This window comes from Methylobacterium phyllosphaerae (assembly GCF_001936175.1).
Lineage (GTDB): Bacteria > Pseudomonadota > Alphaproteobacteria > Rhizobiales > Beijerinckiaceae > Methylobacterium > Methylobacterium fujisawaense.
Genome location: NZ_CP015367.1, coordinates 1,886,793 through 1,904,317, shown reverse-complemented (window position 1 = coordinate 1,904,317; position 17,525 = coordinate 1,886,793). Strand labels below are relative to the sequence as shown.

Annotated in this window: 18 protein-coding genes; 12 read left to right on the top strand and 6 right to left on the bottom strand. The window is 69.6% G+C overall.

What is annotated here, in order from left to right:
- Nucleotides 1–812: 812 nt before the first annotated feature.
- Complete coding sequence (locus tag MCBMB27_RS08355; protein WP_075380221.1) at nucleotides 813–3,173, top strand: bifunctional diguanylate cyclase/phosphodiesterase; 2,361 nt, start codon at nucleotides 813–815, stop codon at nucleotides 3,171–3,173.
- A gap of 341 nt (nucleotides 3,174–3,514) precedes the next feature.
- On the opposite strand, the gene MCBMB27_RS08350 is transcribed toward MCBMB27_RS08355, so the two are convergent.
- Both MCBMB27_RS08350 and MCBMB27_RS08345 read right to left on the bottom strand, forming a co-directional pair.
- Nucleotides 3,515–3,781: a GCG_CRPN prefix-to-repeats domain-containing protein gene (locus MCBMB27_RS08350; protein ID WP_051044832.1), complete on the bottom strand. Its 267-nt coding sequence runs from the start codon at nucleotides 3,779–3,781 to the stop codon at nucleotides 3,515–3,517.
- Between the two features lie 118 nt (nucleotides 3,782–3,899).
- Nucleotides 3,900–4,922: a P1 family peptidase gene (locus MCBMB27_RS08345; protein ID WP_075380220.1), complete on the bottom strand. Its 1,023-nt coding sequence runs from the start codon at nucleotides 4,920–4,922 to the stop codon at nucleotides 3,900–3,902.
- Nucleotides 4,923–4,972: 50 nt separating this feature from the next.
- On the opposite strand from MCBMB27_RS08345, the gene MCBMB27_RS08340 reads away from it, so the two are divergent.
- Nucleotides 4,973–5,899: an NAD(P)-dependent oxidoreductase gene (locus MCBMB27_RS08340; protein ID WP_335633078.1), complete on the top strand. Its 927-nt coding sequence runs from the start codon at nucleotides 4,973–4,975 to the stop codon at nucleotides 5,897–5,899.
- A 45-nt stretch (nucleotides 5,900–5,944) separates the two neighbouring features.
- On the opposite strand, the gene MCBMB27_RS08335 is transcribed toward MCBMB27_RS08340, so the two are convergent.
- Nucleotides 5,945–6,802 (bottom strand): S49 family peptidase, encoded by an 858-nt coding sequence (locus MCBMB27_RS08335; RefSeq protein ID WP_053609794.1) that lies wholly within the window; start codon nucleotides 6,800–6,802, stop codon nucleotides 5,945–5,947.
- A gap of 219 nt (nucleotides 6,803–7,021) precedes the next feature.
- On the opposite strand from MCBMB27_RS08335, the gene MCBMB27_RS08330 reads away from it, so the two are divergent.
- From MCBMB27_RS08330 to MCBMB27_RS08295, 8 genes are all read left to right on the top strand, one after another.
- Nucleotides 7,022–7,339, top strand: coding sequence for a hypothetical protein (locus tag MCBMB27_RS08330; protein WP_075380219.1), 318 nt, complete (start codon nucleotides 7,022–7,024; stop codon nucleotides 7,337–7,339).
- Nucleotides 7,340–7,526: 187 nt separating this feature from the next.
- On the top strand, nucleotides 7,527–10,289 hold the full coding sequence (gyrA, locus tag MCBMB27_RS08325; protein WP_075381900.1) for a DNA gyrase subunit A: 2,763 nt from the start codon (nucleotides 7,527–7,529) through the stop codon (nucleotides 10,287–10,289).
- 61 nt (nucleotides 10,290–10,350) lie between these two features.
- On the top strand, nucleotides 10,351–10,854 hold the full coding sequence (gene coaD, locus MCBMB27_RS08320) for a pantetheine-phosphate adenylyltransferase (protein ID WP_043352282.1): 504 nt from the start codon (nucleotides 10,351–10,353) through the stop codon (nucleotides 10,852–10,854).
- A gap of 16 nt (nucleotides 10,855–10,870) precedes the next feature.
- Nucleotides 10,871–11,419: a peptidylprolyl isomerase gene (locus MCBMB27_RS08315; protein ID WP_043352284.1), complete on the top strand. Its 549-nt coding sequence runs from the start codon at nucleotides 10,871–10,873 to the stop codon at nucleotides 11,417–11,419.
- A 7-nt stretch (nucleotides 11,420–11,426) separates the two neighbouring features.
- Nucleotides 11,427–11,924 (top strand): hypothetical protein, encoded by a 498-nt coding sequence (locus MCBMB27_RS08310; protein WP_075380218.1) that lies wholly within the window; start codon nucleotides 11,427–11,429, stop codon nucleotides 11,922–11,924.
- Nucleotides 11,925–12,001: 77 nt separating this feature from the next.
- A complete protein-coding gene (locus MCBMB27_RS08305; RefSeq protein ID WP_043352288.1) occupies nucleotides 12,002–12,460 on the top strand; it encodes a peptidylprolyl isomerase in 459 nt (152 codons plus the stop codon).
- A 94-nt stretch (nucleotides 12,461–12,554) separates the two neighbouring features.
- Nucleotides 12,555–12,920 (top strand): type II toxin-antitoxin system RelE/ParE family toxin, encoded by a 366-nt coding sequence (locus MCBMB27_RS08300; RefSeq protein ID WP_170861805.1) that lies wholly within the window; start codon nucleotides 12,555–12,557, stop codon nucleotides 12,918–12,920.
- Complete coding sequence (locus tag MCBMB27_RS08295) at nucleotides 12,898–13,221, top strand: helix-turn-helix domain-containing protein (RefSeq protein WP_043384402.1); 324 nt, start codon at nucleotides 12,898–12,900, stop codon at nucleotides 13,219–13,221. Before MCBMB27_RS08300 ends, MCBMB27_RS08295 begins: the two co-directional genes overlap by 23 nt.
- On the opposite strand, the gene mobA is transcribed toward MCBMB27_RS08295, so the two are convergent.
- The 3 genes from mobA to MCBMB27_RS08280 form a co-directional block, all read right to left on the bottom strand.
- Nucleotides 13,172–13,816, bottom strand: a complete 645-nt coding sequence (gene mobA / locus MCBMB27_RS08290; protein WP_075380216.1) for a molybdenum cofactor guanylyltransferase MobA — start codon at nucleotides 13,814–13,816, stop codon at nucleotides 13,172–13,174. The genes MCBMB27_RS08295 and mobA overlap by 50 nt on opposite strands.
- Nucleotides 13,817–13,820: 4 nt before the next feature.
- Nucleotides 13,821–14,969 carry an iron-sulfur cluster carrier protein ApbC gene (apbC, locus tag MCBMB27_RS08285; protein ID WP_043352298.1) on the bottom strand — a complete coding sequence of 383 codons (1,149 nt, stop codon included), beginning with the start codon at nucleotides 14,967–14,969 and terminating at the stop codon, nucleotides 13,821–13,823.
- Nucleotides 14,970–15,137: 168 nt separating this feature from the next.
- Entirely contained in the window at nucleotides 15,138–15,410 is a 273-nt protein-coding gene (locus MCBMB27_RS08280) for a hypothetical protein (protein WP_043352300.1), read from the bottom strand.
- Nucleotides 15,411–15,552: 142 nt separating this feature from the next.
- Between MCBMB27_RS08280 and MCBMB27_RS08275 the strand changes: the two genes are divergently transcribed.
- Together MCBMB27_RS08275 and pncB are read left to right on the top strand one after the other, a co-directional pair.
- Complete coding sequence (locus tag MCBMB27_RS08275; RefSeq protein WP_043352302.1) at nucleotides 15,553–16,056, top strand: pyridoxamine 5'-phosphate oxidase family protein; 504 nt, start codon at nucleotides 15,553–15,555, stop codon at nucleotides 16,054–16,056.
- Nucleotides 16,057–16,178: 122 nt separating this feature from the next.
- Nucleotides 16,179–17,471: a nicotinate phosphoribosyltransferase gene (gene pncB / locus MCBMB27_RS08270; RefSeq protein WP_043352305.1), complete on the top strand. Its 1,293-nt coding sequence runs from the start codon at nucleotides 16,179–16,181 to the stop codon at nucleotides 17,469–17,471.
- The last annotated feature ends 54 nt before the right edge of the window (nucleotides 17,472–17,525 follow it).

Below are 17,525 nucleotides of genomic sequence, written 5' to 3'. Positions count from 1 at the left end.
TGCGCGACACCGGGAGGCCGCATTCGGTCGTGGTTCGCTTGGCCGCGCGCGAGGACGGCGCGGGCAGCATCGACCGGGATGCCGTGACACTGCCCGTGCGGGACGACCCGCAGGCCGAAGCAGGATCACGCCTGCGCCGGTCAGGCCCGGAGCACGGTGGGGACGGCGATCTTTTGTAGATCCGGGCCAATCACACGCCATCGCGCACCAGCGCGATTGGCGTCCCGGCAAGGATCCGGCCCGCGCATCAACGTCGCCGTTCCAGCCGCCCGCGCGGCGATCACATCCATACGACAAATGCCCGACATTCAATACAATAAATAGGCATAAATACTATAAGTTCGGCCAACAAATGCCTTATAGCGACAGGCAAAAGAGCCAAGCCGTCGCGACACTCCGTGGTCCGGCCAAACCTGCCGGATCCGGCGCGGCATTCGCTATGTCACAGGCTGCGCGATTGGCCTTCTCTCGAAAATTGAGACCGATCATTTCTTCGAGAACAATTCGAGACCTCGCGAAGCGCGAAACCATTCTTCCGGCCTAGTACAGACGGTACGGGCGACTGGCTGTATTCCTCAGTATTCCGGAACAGCGAATCGGCCGCGTTCACGCCCGGAGCTTCGACGTCGTGGAGACTCGGAGCTCCGGCGGTCGAAACCGGCAGATTTTGACGCCGTTCGGCAGGATATTCGAGCTTGCCCGACACCTTCAATTTTTGGTTGTTACACCCGGCCGTCTATGGGGGCACGCCCAGAGAATTCTTCACGATGATGATTTAGTTTGCGCACATCTTTGTGGTGCATGATGATCCTATGGATCTCTTCGTCGCAGCCCTTCTGGACAGTCAGGCGGCCGGTTTCGCCCTGGCCGCGATGGTCATCTGCTTTTTCAGTGCGTGGCTGCTCGTCCACTTCATCCGGCAAGCGGAGAGCGCTTCGGCGCGCGTCAGGAGGCGCTGGCAACTCGGAACGGCCGTGGTTGCCGGGACCGGCGTTTGGACCACCCACTTCGTCGCGATGCTCGGGTACCGGACCGACCTCCTTCTGAATTACGAGGCGGCGACGACCCTGGGCTCAGCGGCCGTGGCCATTGTCGCGGTCGGCGGGCCGCTGGCCCTGTCGACGCAATGTGCGCGGACATGGACGCGCGCAGCAACCGGCGCGGCGGCGGGCTTGGGGATCGGCGGCATGCACCTCATCGGCATGGCCGCGTTGAGGGGCTGCAGCCAAACGCAGTCGCCCGACCTCGACATCCTGGCCAGCCTGATCGGCGGCATCTGTATGGCGTTGGCTCGGACCGTGGCGCGACATGCCCGTCCACCGCTCGTCACCCTGTTTCTCATCGTGTCCGCGGTCTGCGGCACGCACTTCATCTCCATCGCCGGCACCACGCTGGTCGGAGCGCGGTCCGATCAGCTCCTGCCGATCATGCAGGTCCAACTCGCTGCCCTCGCCGCGACGGGCGCCGCCATCCTCCTGCTCGGCACATTGCTCGCCCTGCTGGTTGCCAAGCGCTTCGAGGGGCAGGAGGCCACGCACGCGCGAATCCTGGCGACGACATTGCAGAACATGTCGAACGGGATCCTGAAGGTTTCCGGCGCCGAAGTCGTCGAGTTGTACAACGAGAAACTGTGCACGATGCTCAACCTGCCGCCGGGAAGCATGGCCCGAGGCATGAGCTTATCGACGTTTCTGGATGTGACCGGCCGCGCCAATGCCTGGGACGAAACCCGCATCGCGCGGGTGCTGGCGAATCATCGGACCTGGATGGCCCGGAGCGAGGAGACGCTCGTCGAGCATACGTTCGACGACGGCCGGATCCTGTCTATCGCCTGCCAGCCCATCGACGATGGCGCGGTGCTGACCTTCGACGATGTTTCGCGGGAGAAGCAGGCGCAGCGAGAGATCCTGCACCTCGCCTACCGTGATCCCCTCACGGGTCTGGCGAATCGCCGCTCGCTCATCGAACACATGGCGCTCGTCCATGAGACCGGACAGGCCTTCACGCTCCTGCTGATCGATCTCGATCGGTTCAAGGCGGTCAACGACACGTTCGGTCACGGCGTCGGCGATCGCCTGCTCGTCACCGTTGCCGCGCGCCTGCGCGCCCTAGCGGGCGCGTCAGGGTTCGTGGCGCGCCTGGGCGGCGACGAGATGGCCGTGGTCACACAGGCGGATGCCGATGCAGCGAGCCGCCTGGCCGAAGACATCATCGTGGACGTCGAGAAGCCGTACGCCTTCAACGACCTCACGGTCATGGTCGGTTGCAGCATCGGCTTGAGCGACAACGCGGATCGGTCGAGTCCGGAAGAGCTGCTGCAGCGCGCCGACATCGCTCTGTACGAGGCGAAGCGTCACGGACGAGGACGCGCAGCGCACTACGCATCGGGCATGATGGAGGTCGTCGCCGAGCGCCACACCCTGGAGAACGACATCCGGATCGCCTTGACGGAGGGGCAGTTTCATCTCGCCTACCAGCCCATCATGGCCCTCGCCGATGACGCTGTCGTCGGCTTCGAGGCGCTGATCCGGTGGCAGCATCCGACGCGGGGGCTCGTCGCGCCGGCAAGCTTCATCCCGGTGGCGGAAGAGACGGGGCTGATTGTGCCGATCGGGACCTGGGTGCTGGGCGAGGCGTGCCGCCAAGCCACCCGCTGGCAGCCGCATCAGCATGTCGCCGTGAACGTGTCGGCCGTCCAGTTCCGCTCGCCGATGCTTCTCGCCCACATCACCGCAGCTCTGGCCGAGAGCGGGTTGCCGCCGCACCGGTTGGAGATCGAGTTGACGGAGACGGCGCTGGTCGAGGACGGGCGTCAGATCGCCCACACCCTCTCCGCCCTGCGCCAGCTCGGTCTGAAGATCGCGATGGATGATTTCGGGACCGGCTACTCGTCCCTCGCACACCTGCGCGATCTGCCTCTGGACCGGATCAAGATCGATCGCAGCTTCGTAGCGGCCGCGCTGACGGACAACCACTCGATGGCGGTGATCAAGGCGATCACCCAGATGGGCCGCGACATGAACATCCTCACCCTTGCCGAAGGGGTCGAGGATGCGGATCAGCTGGCGCTTCTCAGGCAACTGGGCTGTGATGCCGTCCAGGGTTACCTGATCGGGCGCCCGGAACGACCATCGTCATCGCCGCCGCCCGCAATGGCAAGCGGCGCTCGCTAAGGTCGGTGGGACCGTCGGTCACGCTCGGCTCCTCCGAAGGCGGGCCACCGATCCGCAGAAGACGCCCGAGCCGGCCTCCACGCAGACGCGCCGCCTCGAGACCGAAACGACCGGCTTGAGCGCGGGGACCGGCACCGCCGCGGACATGGCACGCGGGCCGCAAGACACCGGTCCCGCAGAAGCCCGGGGCTCGGGGCCGCGTCCGAGCCGCCACGCGGGTCCGAGCCTCCCGGCGTCTCGCCAGCGTGCGGTTCCGTTCCGCTCGCCCCGGGCGCACTCCAGTCGGACCCGACGCCGTCGTGCGTCGGCACCGCCCCGGCGGGCGGCACCGACGCCATCGCTCAGCGGTGGCAGAAGCCCCGCGGGCCGCGGTAGAGGCCGGGCGGGCAACCGCGGGGCGCGCCGGTCATGGCGCGGCGCATCGCACCACGCGGACCGCGGTTCAGGCGGCAGCCGCCATACGGCCCGCGATGCGCGCCGAACCCGCACCCGCCGCGCACGAGGGTGACCGAGGCGTCGCCGCCGGACAGCGGCGCCACGGGCATCGCCTGGGCGCCGCCGGCGAACAGTGCGACGGACGCGGCGATGATCAGGCCGGTCATTTTCATGAGGAATCCTCCCGTTTGGCACAGGTCGCGGCCCGGCGCGATCCGAGCCACGACACGGCCTTCGGCCGCGCCCTGTAACCCCGGTCCTGCCGCTTCGTTCCGGAGCGGGCGTGGCGGATCAGGCGCCGTAGAGGTCGCGCCAGGCCGGCGGAAGCCCCGCACCCGCCAGGGGCGGCGACGGCGCGAGCCCCGGCAGGCTCGTCGCGGCGAACACCCCGCGCGCCACGGTCCGGGCCAGGACCCGCGCGGCGACATCTCCGAGGCGAGCGAGGTCCACCACCGGGTCGGCGAGGGGCACGGCGCCGGTCGCCACGGCGAAGACCAGATCGCCATCGAGCGGCGTATGGGCCGGCACGAGGGCGCGGGCGAGGCCGTCCTGCGCCGCCACCGCGAGGCGCCGGCACTGCGCCTTGGTCAGCGCCGCGTCGGTCGCCACCACGGCGAGCGTCGTGGCGGCGCCGGGCAGCGCGCGCATCGGGAAGGCGTGGGCTTCGGCGGGAACATGGGCCGGCGCGCCCAGGCCGCCGAACTCGTCACCATCCTCGAAGGGCGCGGCCCAGAAATGCGGGCCGTCGCCGACGGTCGCGTTGCCGAAGGCGTTCACGGCGGCGAGGGCCCCGACCCGGAAGTCCGTGCCCGGTACCCGCGCCGAGGCGGATCCGATCCCGCCCTTGAGCCGACCCGTGCGCGCGCCGGTCCCGGCCCCGACGGAGCCGAGGGCGAAGTCCGCGGCCGCAGCCGCGGCGGCCGCGAAGCCCAGCTCGCGGTAGGGCGGGTAGCGCCCCCAGGCCTTGTCGCCGCCGTTGGGGAGATCGAACAGGATCGCGCCGGGAACGATCGGCACCCGCATGCCGCCGACCGGGAAGCCGCGCCCGGCCTCGGCGAGCCACGCCGTCACCCCGGCCGCCGCGTCGAGACCGAAGGCTGAGCCCCCGGACAGGACTAGGGCGTCGATCCGTTCCACGGTGCGTTCGGGATCGAGCAGGTCGGTCTCGCGGGTGCCCGGCCCGCCGCCGCGCACGTCGACGGAAGCGACCACCGGATCGTCGAACAGGATCGCCGTGACGCCGCTCGCAAGCCGCAGATCGGTGGCGTGACCGACCCGCAGGCCGGGGATGTCGGTGATGCGATTCTGCAGCATGGGTCGAGCTTGCCACGGCCGGCGATCGGCGCAAATCCGGCCGGGCGCCGTTGACCGCCGCGCGGGGGCACCCAGGTTGGCAGGCGGCAGAGCGCGTCGAGGAGCACGGCATGGACGTTGGATTCATCGGACTGGGGCGGATGGGTCGCGCCATGGCCGCCAACCTCGCGCGGGCGGGTCACACGGTCCGCGCCTGGAACCGCTCGCCCGAGGCCGCGCGCGGCATCGACGGCGTCACCCCGGTGGCGAGCGCCGCCGAAGCCTTCGCCGGCGACGCGGTCATCACCATGCTGGCCGACGACGCGGCGCTCGAAGCCGTGATCGTGGCGGGCGGCCTGCTCGACCGGCCGGAGCGCCCGGGCCTGCACATCGGCATGAGCACGATCTCGGTGGCGCTCGCCCGGCAGCTCGCCGCCGTGCACGAGCGGGCGGGCGTCCCCTACATCGCCGCGCCGGTCTTCGGGCGGCCGGACGTGGCGGAGGCCGGCAAGCTCAACATCGTGGCGGCGGGGGCGGCGGCCCTGATCGACCGCGCGGGCCCGCTCCTCGACGCCATGGGTGCCAGGACCTGGCGTTTCGGCGACGACCCGGCGCGGGCGAACGCCGTCAAGCTCGCCGGCAACTTCATGCTGATCTCGGCGATCGAGGCCATGGCGGAGGCCTGTGCGCTCACGGAGGGCCACGGCGTCCCGGGCGCCGACTTCCTCGACCTGATGACCAACACGCTGTTCGCCGCGCCGGTCTACAAGGGCTACGGCGCCTCGATCGCGCAGAACCGCTACGAGCCGCCGGGCTTCCTCCTCAAGCTCGGGGCCAAGGACATGCGGCTCGCCCTCCAGGCCGCCGAGGGCGCGGGGGTGCCGATGCCCTTCGCGAGCGTGCTGCGCGACGGCCTCATCGAGGCGATCAGCCACGGCGACGGCGAGAAGGATCTCGCGGCGCTCGCCCGCGTCTCCGCACGGCGTGCAGGGCGGTAGCGGATCTCCGAAGGGCACCGAAGCGCGAAGCCCTCCGGCCCCGTCTCAGAGCCCGTAACGGGCGAAGGCTGCGCGCTCCGCGACGGCGGCCATCGCCCCCTCGGCGAGTTCGATCCCGCCCGGCGCGCCGCCCCGGCGCAGCAGGCGGGAGACGAGGCCGCCCCGGGCCTCGGCCACGAGGCGCAGGTCGACCGTCTCGCCGAAGCGGGCGCGCATCGCGGTGCGCAGGTCGCCGAGCGCATCGACGAGACCGAGGGGCAGCGCCTGCCGCCCGGTCCAGACCGCGCCGGTGAACAGGTTCTCGGTGCGGGCCAGGGTCGGGCGCCGGGCGGTGACGAGGCCGGTGAACAGGTCCTGCACGTCGGCCTGGATGCGCTTCAGGCGCTCCACGTCGGCGGGATCCTCCGGGCGGAACGGGTCGAGCATCGACTTCGCCTCGCCCTGCGTATGAACGCGACGCTCGACACCGAGCTTCTCCAGCAGGCCATGGAAGCCGAACCCCGACGAGACGACGCCGATGGAGCCGACGATCGAGGTCGGATCGGCGATGATCTCGTCGGCCGCGCAGGCGATCATGTAGCCGCCCGAGGCCGCGACATCCTCCACGAAGGCGATGACCGGCAGACGCTTCTCCTCGGCGAGGGCCCGGATGCGGCGGTGGATCAGGTGCGACTGCGCCGGTGAACCGCCCGGCGAGTTGATCAGCAGCGCCACAGCCTTGACCCCCGGCATCCCGAAGGCCCGCTCGAGGCTGCCCGCCACGCCGCCGATCGAGAGGCCCGGACGGATCGGAGACACCGCCCCGATGGTGCCGGAGAGCCGGACCACGGCGACCCGCGGACGACGATCCCTGAAGCGGCGCGGCAGGAGGGCGCGGACGGAGTCGGGGAACGCGAACGCCATGGGAGTCTTACGCGGCTCGTCGAAGGACCGGGCGGGGGACGGCCCGGATGCGCCTGTCCGGAAACTGGGCGCTTTGCCGCCGCACGCAAGGGCGGCGCATCTGCGCATTCAGAACGGATCGAACCGTTTGCCGACCTTGGCCGTTTCCGGCAACGGCGCGAGCCTCGTGCCGGCCCGGATCCGCTGGACTCGGACGGGTGCTCACACGGGAGAGAAACGATGCGACCCTGGCCAATCCTGGTCCTCCTCGCCGCCCTGCTCGGCGGGCTGGCAAGTGTGCCTGCGCGCGCGGCGCCCCTGCCGGTCCCGGCGAGCGCCGAGGCCGCAGCGCCCGCCCCCGCCGTGCAGCAGGCCCGCTGGCACTACCGGCGCCACTGGCACCGGCACCATCATTGGCGCCGCCACTGGCATCACCGCCGCCACCATTGGCACCGCCGTCACCATTGGCACCGGCACCACCATTTCCGCCGTCACTGGCACCGCCACCACGTCTGGCACGGCCGCCGTTTCGGTCCCCGGCACGTGACGTTCTACTGAGCGAAGCCCTCCGCGTCCCTGCCCGATCCGGCCGGGACGCGGCCTCGCGGGCGACCTTGCGGGCGGCCTCGGAAAACCTTATTTAACCGTCTGATATCACTGCTCTTCCGTAAGGCCGTTGCGGCGCATCGCGCGCCGCCTGGCCGCCGCGAGCACCGCCCGTCCGGGCCTCAGAACGGAAATCGACTTGGCCGAGAACGATCCGACTGGCGCCGCCCCGCCCGCCAGCGACATCCGCCCCGTCTCCATCACCGACGAGATGCGCCGCTCCTACCTCGATTACGCGATGAGCGTGATCGTGAGCCGGGCGCTTCCCGACGCCCGGGACGGTCTCAAGCCGGTCCACCGGCGCATCCTCTACTCCGCCTTCGAATCCGGGCACCTGCCCGAGCGGAAATACGTCAAGTCGGCGCGCATCGTCGGCGACGTGATCGGTCTCTACCACCCGCACGGCGACCAATCGATCTACGACGCCCTCGTGCGGATGGCGCAGGACTTCTCCATGCGCCTCATGCTCATCGACGGGCAGGGCAATTTCGGCTCGGTGGACGGCGATCCGCCGGCCGCCATGCGCTACACCGAATCGCGGCTGGCCAAGCCCGCCACCGCGCTGCTCACCGACATCGACAAGAACACCGTCGATTTCGGACCGAACTACGACGAGTCGCGCGAGGAGCCGACCGTCCTCCCGGCCCGCTTCCCGAATCTCCTCGTCAACGGCGCCGGCGGCATCGCGGTCGGCATGGCCACCAACATCCCGCCGCACAATCTCGGCGAGCTGATCGACGCCTGCGTGGCCCTGATCGACGATCCGGGCCTGACCATCGAGCAGCTCACCGAGATCGTGCCCGGCCCGGACTTCCCCACCGGCGGCATGATCCTCGGCCGCGCCGGCACGCGCCAGGCCTACGCGACGGGGCGCGGCTCGGTGATCATGCGCGCCAAGTCGCATGTCGAGGAGCTGCGCAAGGAGCGCGAGGCGCTGATCTTCACCGAGATCCCGTATCAGGTGAACAAGGCGACGCTCGTCGAGAAGATCGCCGAGCTGGTGAAGGAGAAGCGCGTCGAGGGCATCTCAGACCTGCGCGACGAATCCGACCGGACGGGCATGCGCATCGTCGTCGAGATCAAGCGCGACGCCATGGCCGACGTTGTGCTGAACCAGCTCTACCGGTTCACGCCGCTGCAATCCTCCTTCGGCTGCAACATGGTGGCGCTGAACGGCGGCCGCCCCGAGCTGATGAACCTGAAGGACCTGCTCGAGGCCTTCGTGGATTTCCGCGAGGAGGTCGTCTCCCGCCGGACCAAGTTCCTCCTCGGCAAGGCCCGCGAGCGGGCGCACGTCTTGTGCGGCCTCGCCATCGCGGTGGCCAACATCGACGAGGTGATCCGCCTGATCCGGACCTCGCCGGACCCGAACACGGCCCGCGAGGCTCTGATGGGCCGCGACTGGCCGGCCCACGACATCGCGCCGCTGATCGCCCTGGTGGACGATCCGCGCCACCGGGTCGCCGAGGACGGCACCTACCGCCTGTCCGAGACCCAGGCCCGCGCCATCCTCGACCTGCGCCTGCAGCGCCTCACGGCTCTGGGCCGCGACGAGGTCGGCGACGAGTTGAAGACGCTCGCCGACGAGATCGCCGACTATCTCGACATCCTGCGCTCGCGGGTGCGCATCCAGACCATCGTGAAGCAGGAGCTCATCGAGGTCCGCGAGCAATTCGCCACCCCGCGCCGGACCGAGATCGTCGACTTCGACGGCAGCGTCGAGGACGAGGACCTGATCGCCCGCGAGGACATGGTGGTGACCGTGTCGCATGCCGGCTACGTGAAGCGCGTGCCGCTCTCGACCTACCGGGCCCAGCGCCGCGGCGGCAAGGGCCGCTCCGGCATGGCGACCCGCGACGAGGATTTCGTCACCCGCCTGTTCGTGGCCAACACCCACACGCCGGTGCTGTTCTTCTCCAGCCAGGGACAGGCCTACAAGGAGAAGGTCTGGCGCCTGCCGATGGCCGCCCCGAACGCCCGCGGCAAGGCGCTGGTGAACATCCTGCAGCTGCAGGACACCTCCGAGCGCATCACCACGATCATGCCGCTACCCGAGGACGAGGCGTCCTGGGAGACGCTGGACGTGATGTTCGCGACCGCGAGCGGAAACGTCCGGCGCAACAAGCTGTCGGACTTCACCACGGTGAACCGCAACGGCAAGATCGCCATGAAGCTCGATCCGGGCGACCACATCGTCCATGTCGAGATCTGCCGTCCGGACCAGAACGTGCTGCTGACCACGGCCCTCGGCCAGTGCATCCGCTTCCCCGTCGAGGATGTGCGCGTCTTCAAGGGCCGCGATTCGACCGGCGTGCGCGGCATCCAGCTCGCCAAGGACGACCGGGTCATCTCGATGACGATCCTGAACGCCTTCGACGCCACCGCTGAGGAGCGCGCCGGCTACCTGAAGATGCGTCGCGCCGTGACCGGCGAGGCGGAGGAGAACGGCGAGGCGGAGGCCGAGGACGGCGCCGAGGCCGCGGCGATCTCGCTGGACCGCTACAACGAGATGGGGGCGGCCGAGCAATACGTGCTCACCCTGTCGGAGCGGGGCTACGGCAAGCGCTCCTCGTCGTTCGAGTACCGGACCTCGGGACGCGGCGGAAAGGGCATCACGGCGATGCGGGTCAACGCCCGCAACGGCAGCCTCGTGGCGTCCTTCCCCGTGGAGGCCTCGGACCAGATCATGCTGGTCACCGATGGCGGCCAGCTGATCCGCGTGCCGGTGGACGACATCCGCATCGTCGGCCGCGCCTCGCAGGGCGTGACGGTGTTCAACACCGCCAAGGACGAGAAGGTCGTCTCGGTGGAGCATATCGAGGGCGAGGACGAAACCAACGGCGAAGCCGGGCAGGAGCCCGGCATCGAGGGCAGCATCGAGGGCGGTCCCGAGAAGGCATGAGGCTCCGGCCGTCCCGCCCCGAGGTTCCGTCCCGCGCAAAAATGCTCTAGGTCGGGTCGCGATGACCCGCACCGCCCTCTATGCCGGCTCGTTCGACCCGGTCACGAACGGCCATCTCGACGTGGTCCGCCAAGCCTGCCGGCTGGTGGACCGCCTCGTGATCGCCATCGGCGTGCATCCCGGCAAGGCGCCGCTGTTCTCCGCCGAGGAGCGGGCGGCGCTCCTGACCGAGACCTGCGGGCCGGTGGCGCAGGAGGAGGGCGCGACGCTGGAGATCGTGACCTTCAACGATCTCGCCGTCTCGGCCGCCCGGCGCTGCGGTGCCGCGCTGTTCATCCGCGGCCTGCGCGACGGCACCGACCTCGACTACGAGATGCAGCTCGCCGGCATGAACGGCGCCATGGCGCCGGAGGTGCAGACCGTGTTCCTGCCGGCCTCGATCCAGGTGCGCCCGATCACCGCGACGCTGGTGCGCCAGATCGCCGGCATGGGGGGCGACGTCTCGCCCTTCGTGCCCGCCGCCGTGGCCGCGCGCCTCCGGCAGCGCTTCGCCGCCCATTCCTGAGACTGGAAGGACTTCGATGAACCGACGCCACGCCCTCCTCGCGCTCGCCCTCACGCTCGGCACGGCCCCGGCGGCCTGGGCTGCCGACGCCAACACCGTCTACCTCCAAACCAAGGACGGGCGGATCACCATCGAGCTGCGGCCGGACCTGGCGCCTAAGCACGTCAAGCAGATCAAGACGCTGGTCTCGCAGGGCTTCTACAACGGCCTCAAGTTCCACCGGGTGATCGACGGCTTCATGGCCCAGACCGGCGATCCGAAGGGCAACGGCACCGGCGGCTCCAGCCTGCCGAACATCCCGGCGGAATTCACGCAATCGGCCCAGTTCCGCCGCGGCACCGTGGGCATGGCCCGCTCGCAGGATCCGAACTCGGCGAACTCGCAGTTCTTCATCTGCCTCGGCGACGCGCCGTTCCTGAACGGCCAGTACACGATCGTCGGCAACGTCACGGACGGGCTCGACGTGCTCGACAAGATCAAGAAGGCCGCCCCCGGCGCGCCCGGCGGCGCCGTGCAGGACCCCGACAAGATCGTCAGCATGACCCTCGCCGAGAAGGCCAAGTAGCGGCCGCATGCCGGGTCGGCGCGCCGCCTCGCTCCTCCTGCTGAGCTTGATCCCGGCGGCCGCCGCGGCCTATGACGGCGCCCCCTTCTACGGCTACGCCGTCGAGCCGGGGGGCGGCTATCCGCTGAGCCTGCCCCAGACCCTGCGCGCGACGATCGCGGTGCCGGTGTCGCGGATGGCGACGCGGCCCGCCGACACCCTGGCCGAGCTCTATCCGGCGCTCGCCGCCTGCTGGCAGGCGCCGGGCGGCCTCGCCCGCCCGGGCGACGGGGCCGGCGATATCGAGATCACCGTGCGGCTCGCGCTGCGGCGCGACGGGAGCCTGATCGGCCCGCCGCGCGTCACATACGCGGCGGGCACCGCGGGCGATCAGCGGACCGCTCTGGTGCGCGGCACCCTCGACGCCCTGGCGCGCTGCACCCCGGTCCACATCACGGCGGGCCTGGGCCGGGCCATCGCGGGCCGGCCGGTGGCGCTCCGCTTCGTCTACCGCCCGCCGGCCTGAGGGCCGGCGCACCCGTTACGGGCGCTGGCCGGATCCGGCGCGCGCCGATACAGTTCCCCCAACCGGAAGGAAAGACTATGGCCGACAACGAGACCATCGTACTGGAGACCACCAAGGGCCGCGTCGTCATCGCGCTGCGTCCCGACCTCGCCCCGGGCCATGTCGAGCGGATCAAGACGCTCGCCGCCCAGGGCTTCTACGACGGCGTGCCGTTCCACCGGGTGATCGACGGGTTCATGGCCCAGACGGGCGACCCGACGGGCACCGGCTCGGGCGGTTCGGACCTGCCGGACCTGAAGGCCGAGTTCAACGCCGAGCCGCACGTGCGCGGCACCTGCTCCATGGCGCGGACCAACTTCCCGCACTCGGCGAACTCGCAGTTCTTCATCTGCTTCGACGACGCCCGCTTCCTCGACAAGCAGTACACGGTGTGGGGCAAGGTCGTGGAAGGCATGGACGTCGTCGACACGATCAACAAGGGCGAGCCGCCGCGCTCGCCGGACAAGATCGTGAAGGCGACCGTCGGCGCCGCCTGATCGTCCCTCACCCGCGCGCCCCGCAAGGCGCGCGGGTGAGCCCCGCGCAAGACCCGGATGCCAGCCTCGCGCGGTGTCCGAGTCCGATACCGGAATGCGCACCTTCAAGCCGGCCTGGTTTGCCAAGGCGGCACGAAAGGCCGGCATTGCCGACCGGGAATTGTGCGCGGCAATCAGAGACGTCGCGAAGGGCCAAGACGACGACCTGGGCGGCGGTTTCTTCAAGAAGCGCCTGAACCGGAACCGACACCGGAGCATCATCCTGACCAAGGTCGGCTCCTATTGGCTGTCTCAGTACCTCTTCGCCAAGAAAGATCGTGCCAACATCGATGACGATGAGCTGAGAGCCTTCCGTCAGCTAGCCAAGGCACTTGAGAAGACTTCGGAGGTGGATATCGCCCGCCTCGTCTCGACCGGGCACATCACGGAGATCTGCGATGGTGGGGAAGCGGACATTTAAAGGTGACGCCTTCGAGTCGATTCATGCGACCGCCGCAGCCCTCCATGAGGCTGGTGTGACCGACATGGCGACGATGCGCTGGTTCGACGAAGCATGCCTCACCGCGCCGCCCGCGATCGAGCCAGCTCAGATCAAGCGGCTTCGCGAAAGCCTCAACGTGAGTCAGCCGGTCTTCGCCCGCTATCTCAACACGAGCGAGAGCACGGTCGAGAAGTGGGAGACGGCCGCCAAGAAGCCCAGCGGCATGGCGCTCAAGCTCCTGACGATCGTCCAGAAACATGGCCTTCAGATCCTGACCTGAGTCCGAGCGCTTCCGCCGCGGCCAGATCCTCTGGCGTGTTGACGTTGAGGAACGGGTCCACCGGCTCGACCGGCCAGGACGCCACCGCTGCGCCATGGCGGTCGATGAAGGCGCCGACGCGGCGCTCGCCGCGCCCCAGATAGTCCCGCAGGTCGTCGCGCAGAATCGTCGGCCAGAGGGCGATCGTGAAGTGCCGCCGCGCGCCCGAGGCAGCCAGGGCAATGCCCGATTCAGGGCCGGCCGCGCATAGCCGCGCCACCAGATCCTCCGGCAGGAAGGGCGCGTCGCCCGACACGCTCACCACCCGCGCCATCCCATGTCCTGCGGCGTGTTCCAGCCCGGCGAGGATGCCGGCGAGCGGGCCCGGCTGATCCGGCAGCGGATCCGGCAGGACCGGCCCGGGAAACCCGGAAAACCGGGCCGGGTCGCCGTTGGCGCTGAGGGCGAGCCCCGCCCCGCATTGCGGCCCGAGCCGTTCGACCACCCGCTCCAGCAGGGTCCGCCCGTCGAGGCGCAGCAGCGGCTTGTCGCCCCCGCCCATCCGCCGCGCCTGCCCGCCGGCCAGGATCAGGCCCAGGACCGGAGGGACGGGCACGGTCTCACTCGAAGACGATCTTCGGCGCCGTCCGCCCGGCCGGCGCACCGGACAGGTTCGCCCAGAGCTGGGCGGCGATCTCCCGATAGACCTTCGCGTGCGGCCCGTCCGGGTCGGTTGCCACCACCGGCCGGCCGGAATCCGAGGTCTCCCGGATGGTCATGTCGAGGGGCACCTCGCCGAGGAACGGCACGCCGAGACGCTGCGCCTCGATGCGCGCGCCGCCATGTCCGAAGATGTGCGAGGCGTGGCCGCAATTCGGGCAGACGAAGGTCGCCATGTTCTCGATCACGCCGAGGATCGGCACCGCGACCTTCTTGAACATGGTGACGCCGCGCCGGGCATCGATCAGCGCGAGGTCCTGGGGTGTGGAGACGATCACGGCGCCCGAGAGCGGCGTCGCCTGCGCCATGGTGAGCTGCGCGTCACCGGTACCGGGCGGCATGTCGACGAGGAGCACGTCGAGTTCGCCCCAGAGCACGTCCCGCAGCATCTGGGTGATGGCCGACTGCACCATCGGGCCGCGCCAGATCATGGCCGTCTCGGGCTCGATCAGGAAGCCGATCGACATGACCTTGAGGCCGTAGCCGACCATCGGCTCCATGGCCTTGTTGTCCACGACGGTCGGCTTGCCCGAGAGGCCGAACAGCTTGGGCACCGACGGGCCGTAGATGTCGGCGTCGAGGAGGCCGACCTTCAGCCCCTGGGCCTGGAGCGCCAGGGCGAGGTTGCAGGCGGTGGTGGACTTGCCGACGCCGCCCTTGCCGGAGGCCACCGCCACGATGTGGCGCACGCCCGCGATCTGCGGACCCTGGTTCGGCGGCGCGCCTGGCCGCGGCGGGGCGACCGGCGGCGGCGTCACGGGGCGCGGGGCGGCGCTGCTCTGCGCCGGATGGCTCTGGCTCCGCTCGGAGGTGAGGCTCGCGAACACGCCCGAGACGCCCGGCATCTGCAGGACGCGCCCTTCCGCCTGCCGCCGCACCGGCTCGAACCGCTCGGCCTCGCTGGGATCGACCAGGATCGAGAACATCACCCGGTTGTTCGGATCGACCACGACCTGGGAGAGCCGGCCGGAGCCCGGCAGGGTGGTGCCGGCGGCATCGACGGTGACGCTGGCGAGCGCCTTCAGCACGTCGTCGCGGGTAATCGCCAAGATGTCCTCCAGCGGGCAAACAAGTATGCCCGTGCATGTAACCGAGCGGGCCGAGAACACCAGACCCCGCGTCCTCAATCGACGACCGGCCCGATCGCCTGCGTCCCGACGCCCGTCCCGGCCGGATCGGCCTCACGCCGCTCCGCGGTCGTCTTCGGTCGTCTTCGGTCATCGCGGTCGAGCGATGAGGTTACAGTCTTCCATGGGTCCGCGCACCACGGTCCCGTCGCCGCGCCGGTAGACGCCGTGACGCAGGCGGCGGCAGCCGAGGGGGCCACGCAGGCGCTTCACGCGCTCGATATGGACGCTGCCATAGCGCCGGTGCGAGAAGTCATGCCCGCCGATGCGCACGCCCGGGCCGAAGCGCACCTCGGCCGCGGCCGGCCGCAGGCTGAGGCCGAGGGTGACCAGCACCAGCGGCACCGCCGCACGGACGATCATCCGAACGCGTTTCATCCGAACCTCCGTCACCGCACGGGCAAGCTGAACCAACGGGAGATTGATCCGTTGTCGGGGCAGCCTTCGGCGGCCCCCTCTCGGAGAGGCCCGCCGGGACCGACACGACGCGTAGGAGACCATTTTCATGCATCAGGGCAACCACCGCGACCACGAAGGCGCGAAGAAGCTGTTCGAGCTCATCAAGGACGTGAAGATCGCCATGATGACCACCGTCGATTCCGACGGCACGCTCAACAGCCGCCCGATGTGGAACAACGATGCCGACGAGAACGGCGACCTGTGGTTCTTCACCAAGCTGCACTCGCCCAAGACGACGGAGATCAGCCGCGACAACCAGATCAACCTCGCCTATTCCGACCCGTCGAGCCAGAACTACGTCTCGGTGGCCGGCAAGGCCGAGATCGTCCGCGATCAGGCGATCATCGACGCCAAGTGGAATGAGAGCCTGAAGACGTGGTTCCCCAACGGCAAGAATGATCCCGAGGTGGCGCTGATCCGCGTCCATCCGGAGAAGGGCGAGTACTGGGACAGCCCCAACAGCACGATGCTGCACCTCTACGGCTACGTGAAGGCCTCCCTCACCGGCGAGAGCCCCAAGACCGAGACCAAGAAGGTCGACCTCGCCTGAGGATCGGTCTTCAGGACAGGCGTTCGCACGGGCGGTTTCCGGGAGGAGGCCGCCCGTCTTCTTGACGGGCGCGGGCTCGGCATGCGCTCTGCGCCATCGAAGCGCGGCAGAGTGCGAAAAGAATGCTCGATCTGGCGAAGCGGGTCTACGATCACAGTTTCCGCATCGACCCGATCGTGCGGTCGCTGCTCGACACCGATTTCTACAAGCTGCTGATGGCGCAGACGATCCTGCGCCGGCACCCCGCGATCGAGACCACCTTCGGCATCACCAACCGCACGCGGCGCATCCGCATCGCCGACGAGGTCGATGCCGGCCTGCTGCGCGAACAGCTCGATCATGCCCGGACGTTGCGGCTGAGCAAGAGCGAAATCACCTGGCTGCGCGGCAACGTGTTCCGCGGCCAGGGGCGCATCCTCGGGCCGGAATTCGTGGCGTGGTTCGAGACCTTCCGGCTCCCCGACTACGAGCTCGCCGTCCATGACGGCCAGTACGAGCTGACCTTCCACGGTCCCTGGATCGAGACCACGATGTGGGAGGTCCCGGCGCTCGCGATCCTCAACGAGCTGCGGGCGCGCGCCGTGCTGCGGGGCCTCGGCAAGCTCGACCTTCAGGTGCTCTACGCCCGGGCCATGACCCGGGTCTGGGAGAAGATCGAGCGGCTGCAGAAGCTGCCGGACCTGTCGGTGGCGGATTTCGGCACGCGCCGCCGCCACGGTTTCCTCTGGCAGGACTGGTGCGTGCAGGCCATGGCCGAGGGCTTGGGCGGCGCGTTCCTCGGTACCTCGAACTGCCTGATCGCCGCGCGGCAGGAGGTCGAGCCGGTGGGCACCAACGCCCACGAGTTGCCGATGGTCTACGCCGCCCTCGCCGAGGACGACGGGGCGCTCGCCGCCGCGCCCTACGCGGTGCTGGCCGACTGGCAGGAGGATTACGGCGGCAACCTGCTGGTGATCCTGCCCGACACCTACGGGACCACCGGATTCCTGGCCAATGCTCCCGACTGGGTCAGCGACTGGACCGGCATCCGCATCGATTCGAAGGATCCGATCGAGGGCGGCGAGGAGGTGATCCGGTTCTGGCAGGCGCGCGGGCACGATCCGCGGGACAAGCTCGCGATCTTCTCCGACGGGCTCGACATCGACGAGATCGAGCGCATCCACGCCCGGTTCCACGGGCGCATGCGCATCGGCTACGGCTGGGGCACGCTGCTCACCAACGATTTCCGCGGCCTCCTGCCGGACGGCAAGCTCGATCCGGTCTCCATCGTCTGCAAGGTCACGGAGGCGAAGGGCCGACCCACCGTGAAACTCTCCGACAATCCCACCAAGGCGCAGGGCCCGGCCGACGAGGTCGCCCGCTACCGGCGGGTCTTCGGCGTGGGCGAGCAGGAGGCGCTGCCGGTGCTGGTCTGAGAGCGGTGTCAGACCGGGCGCGATGAAACGCCCCGGCTGACCGGACACAATCGA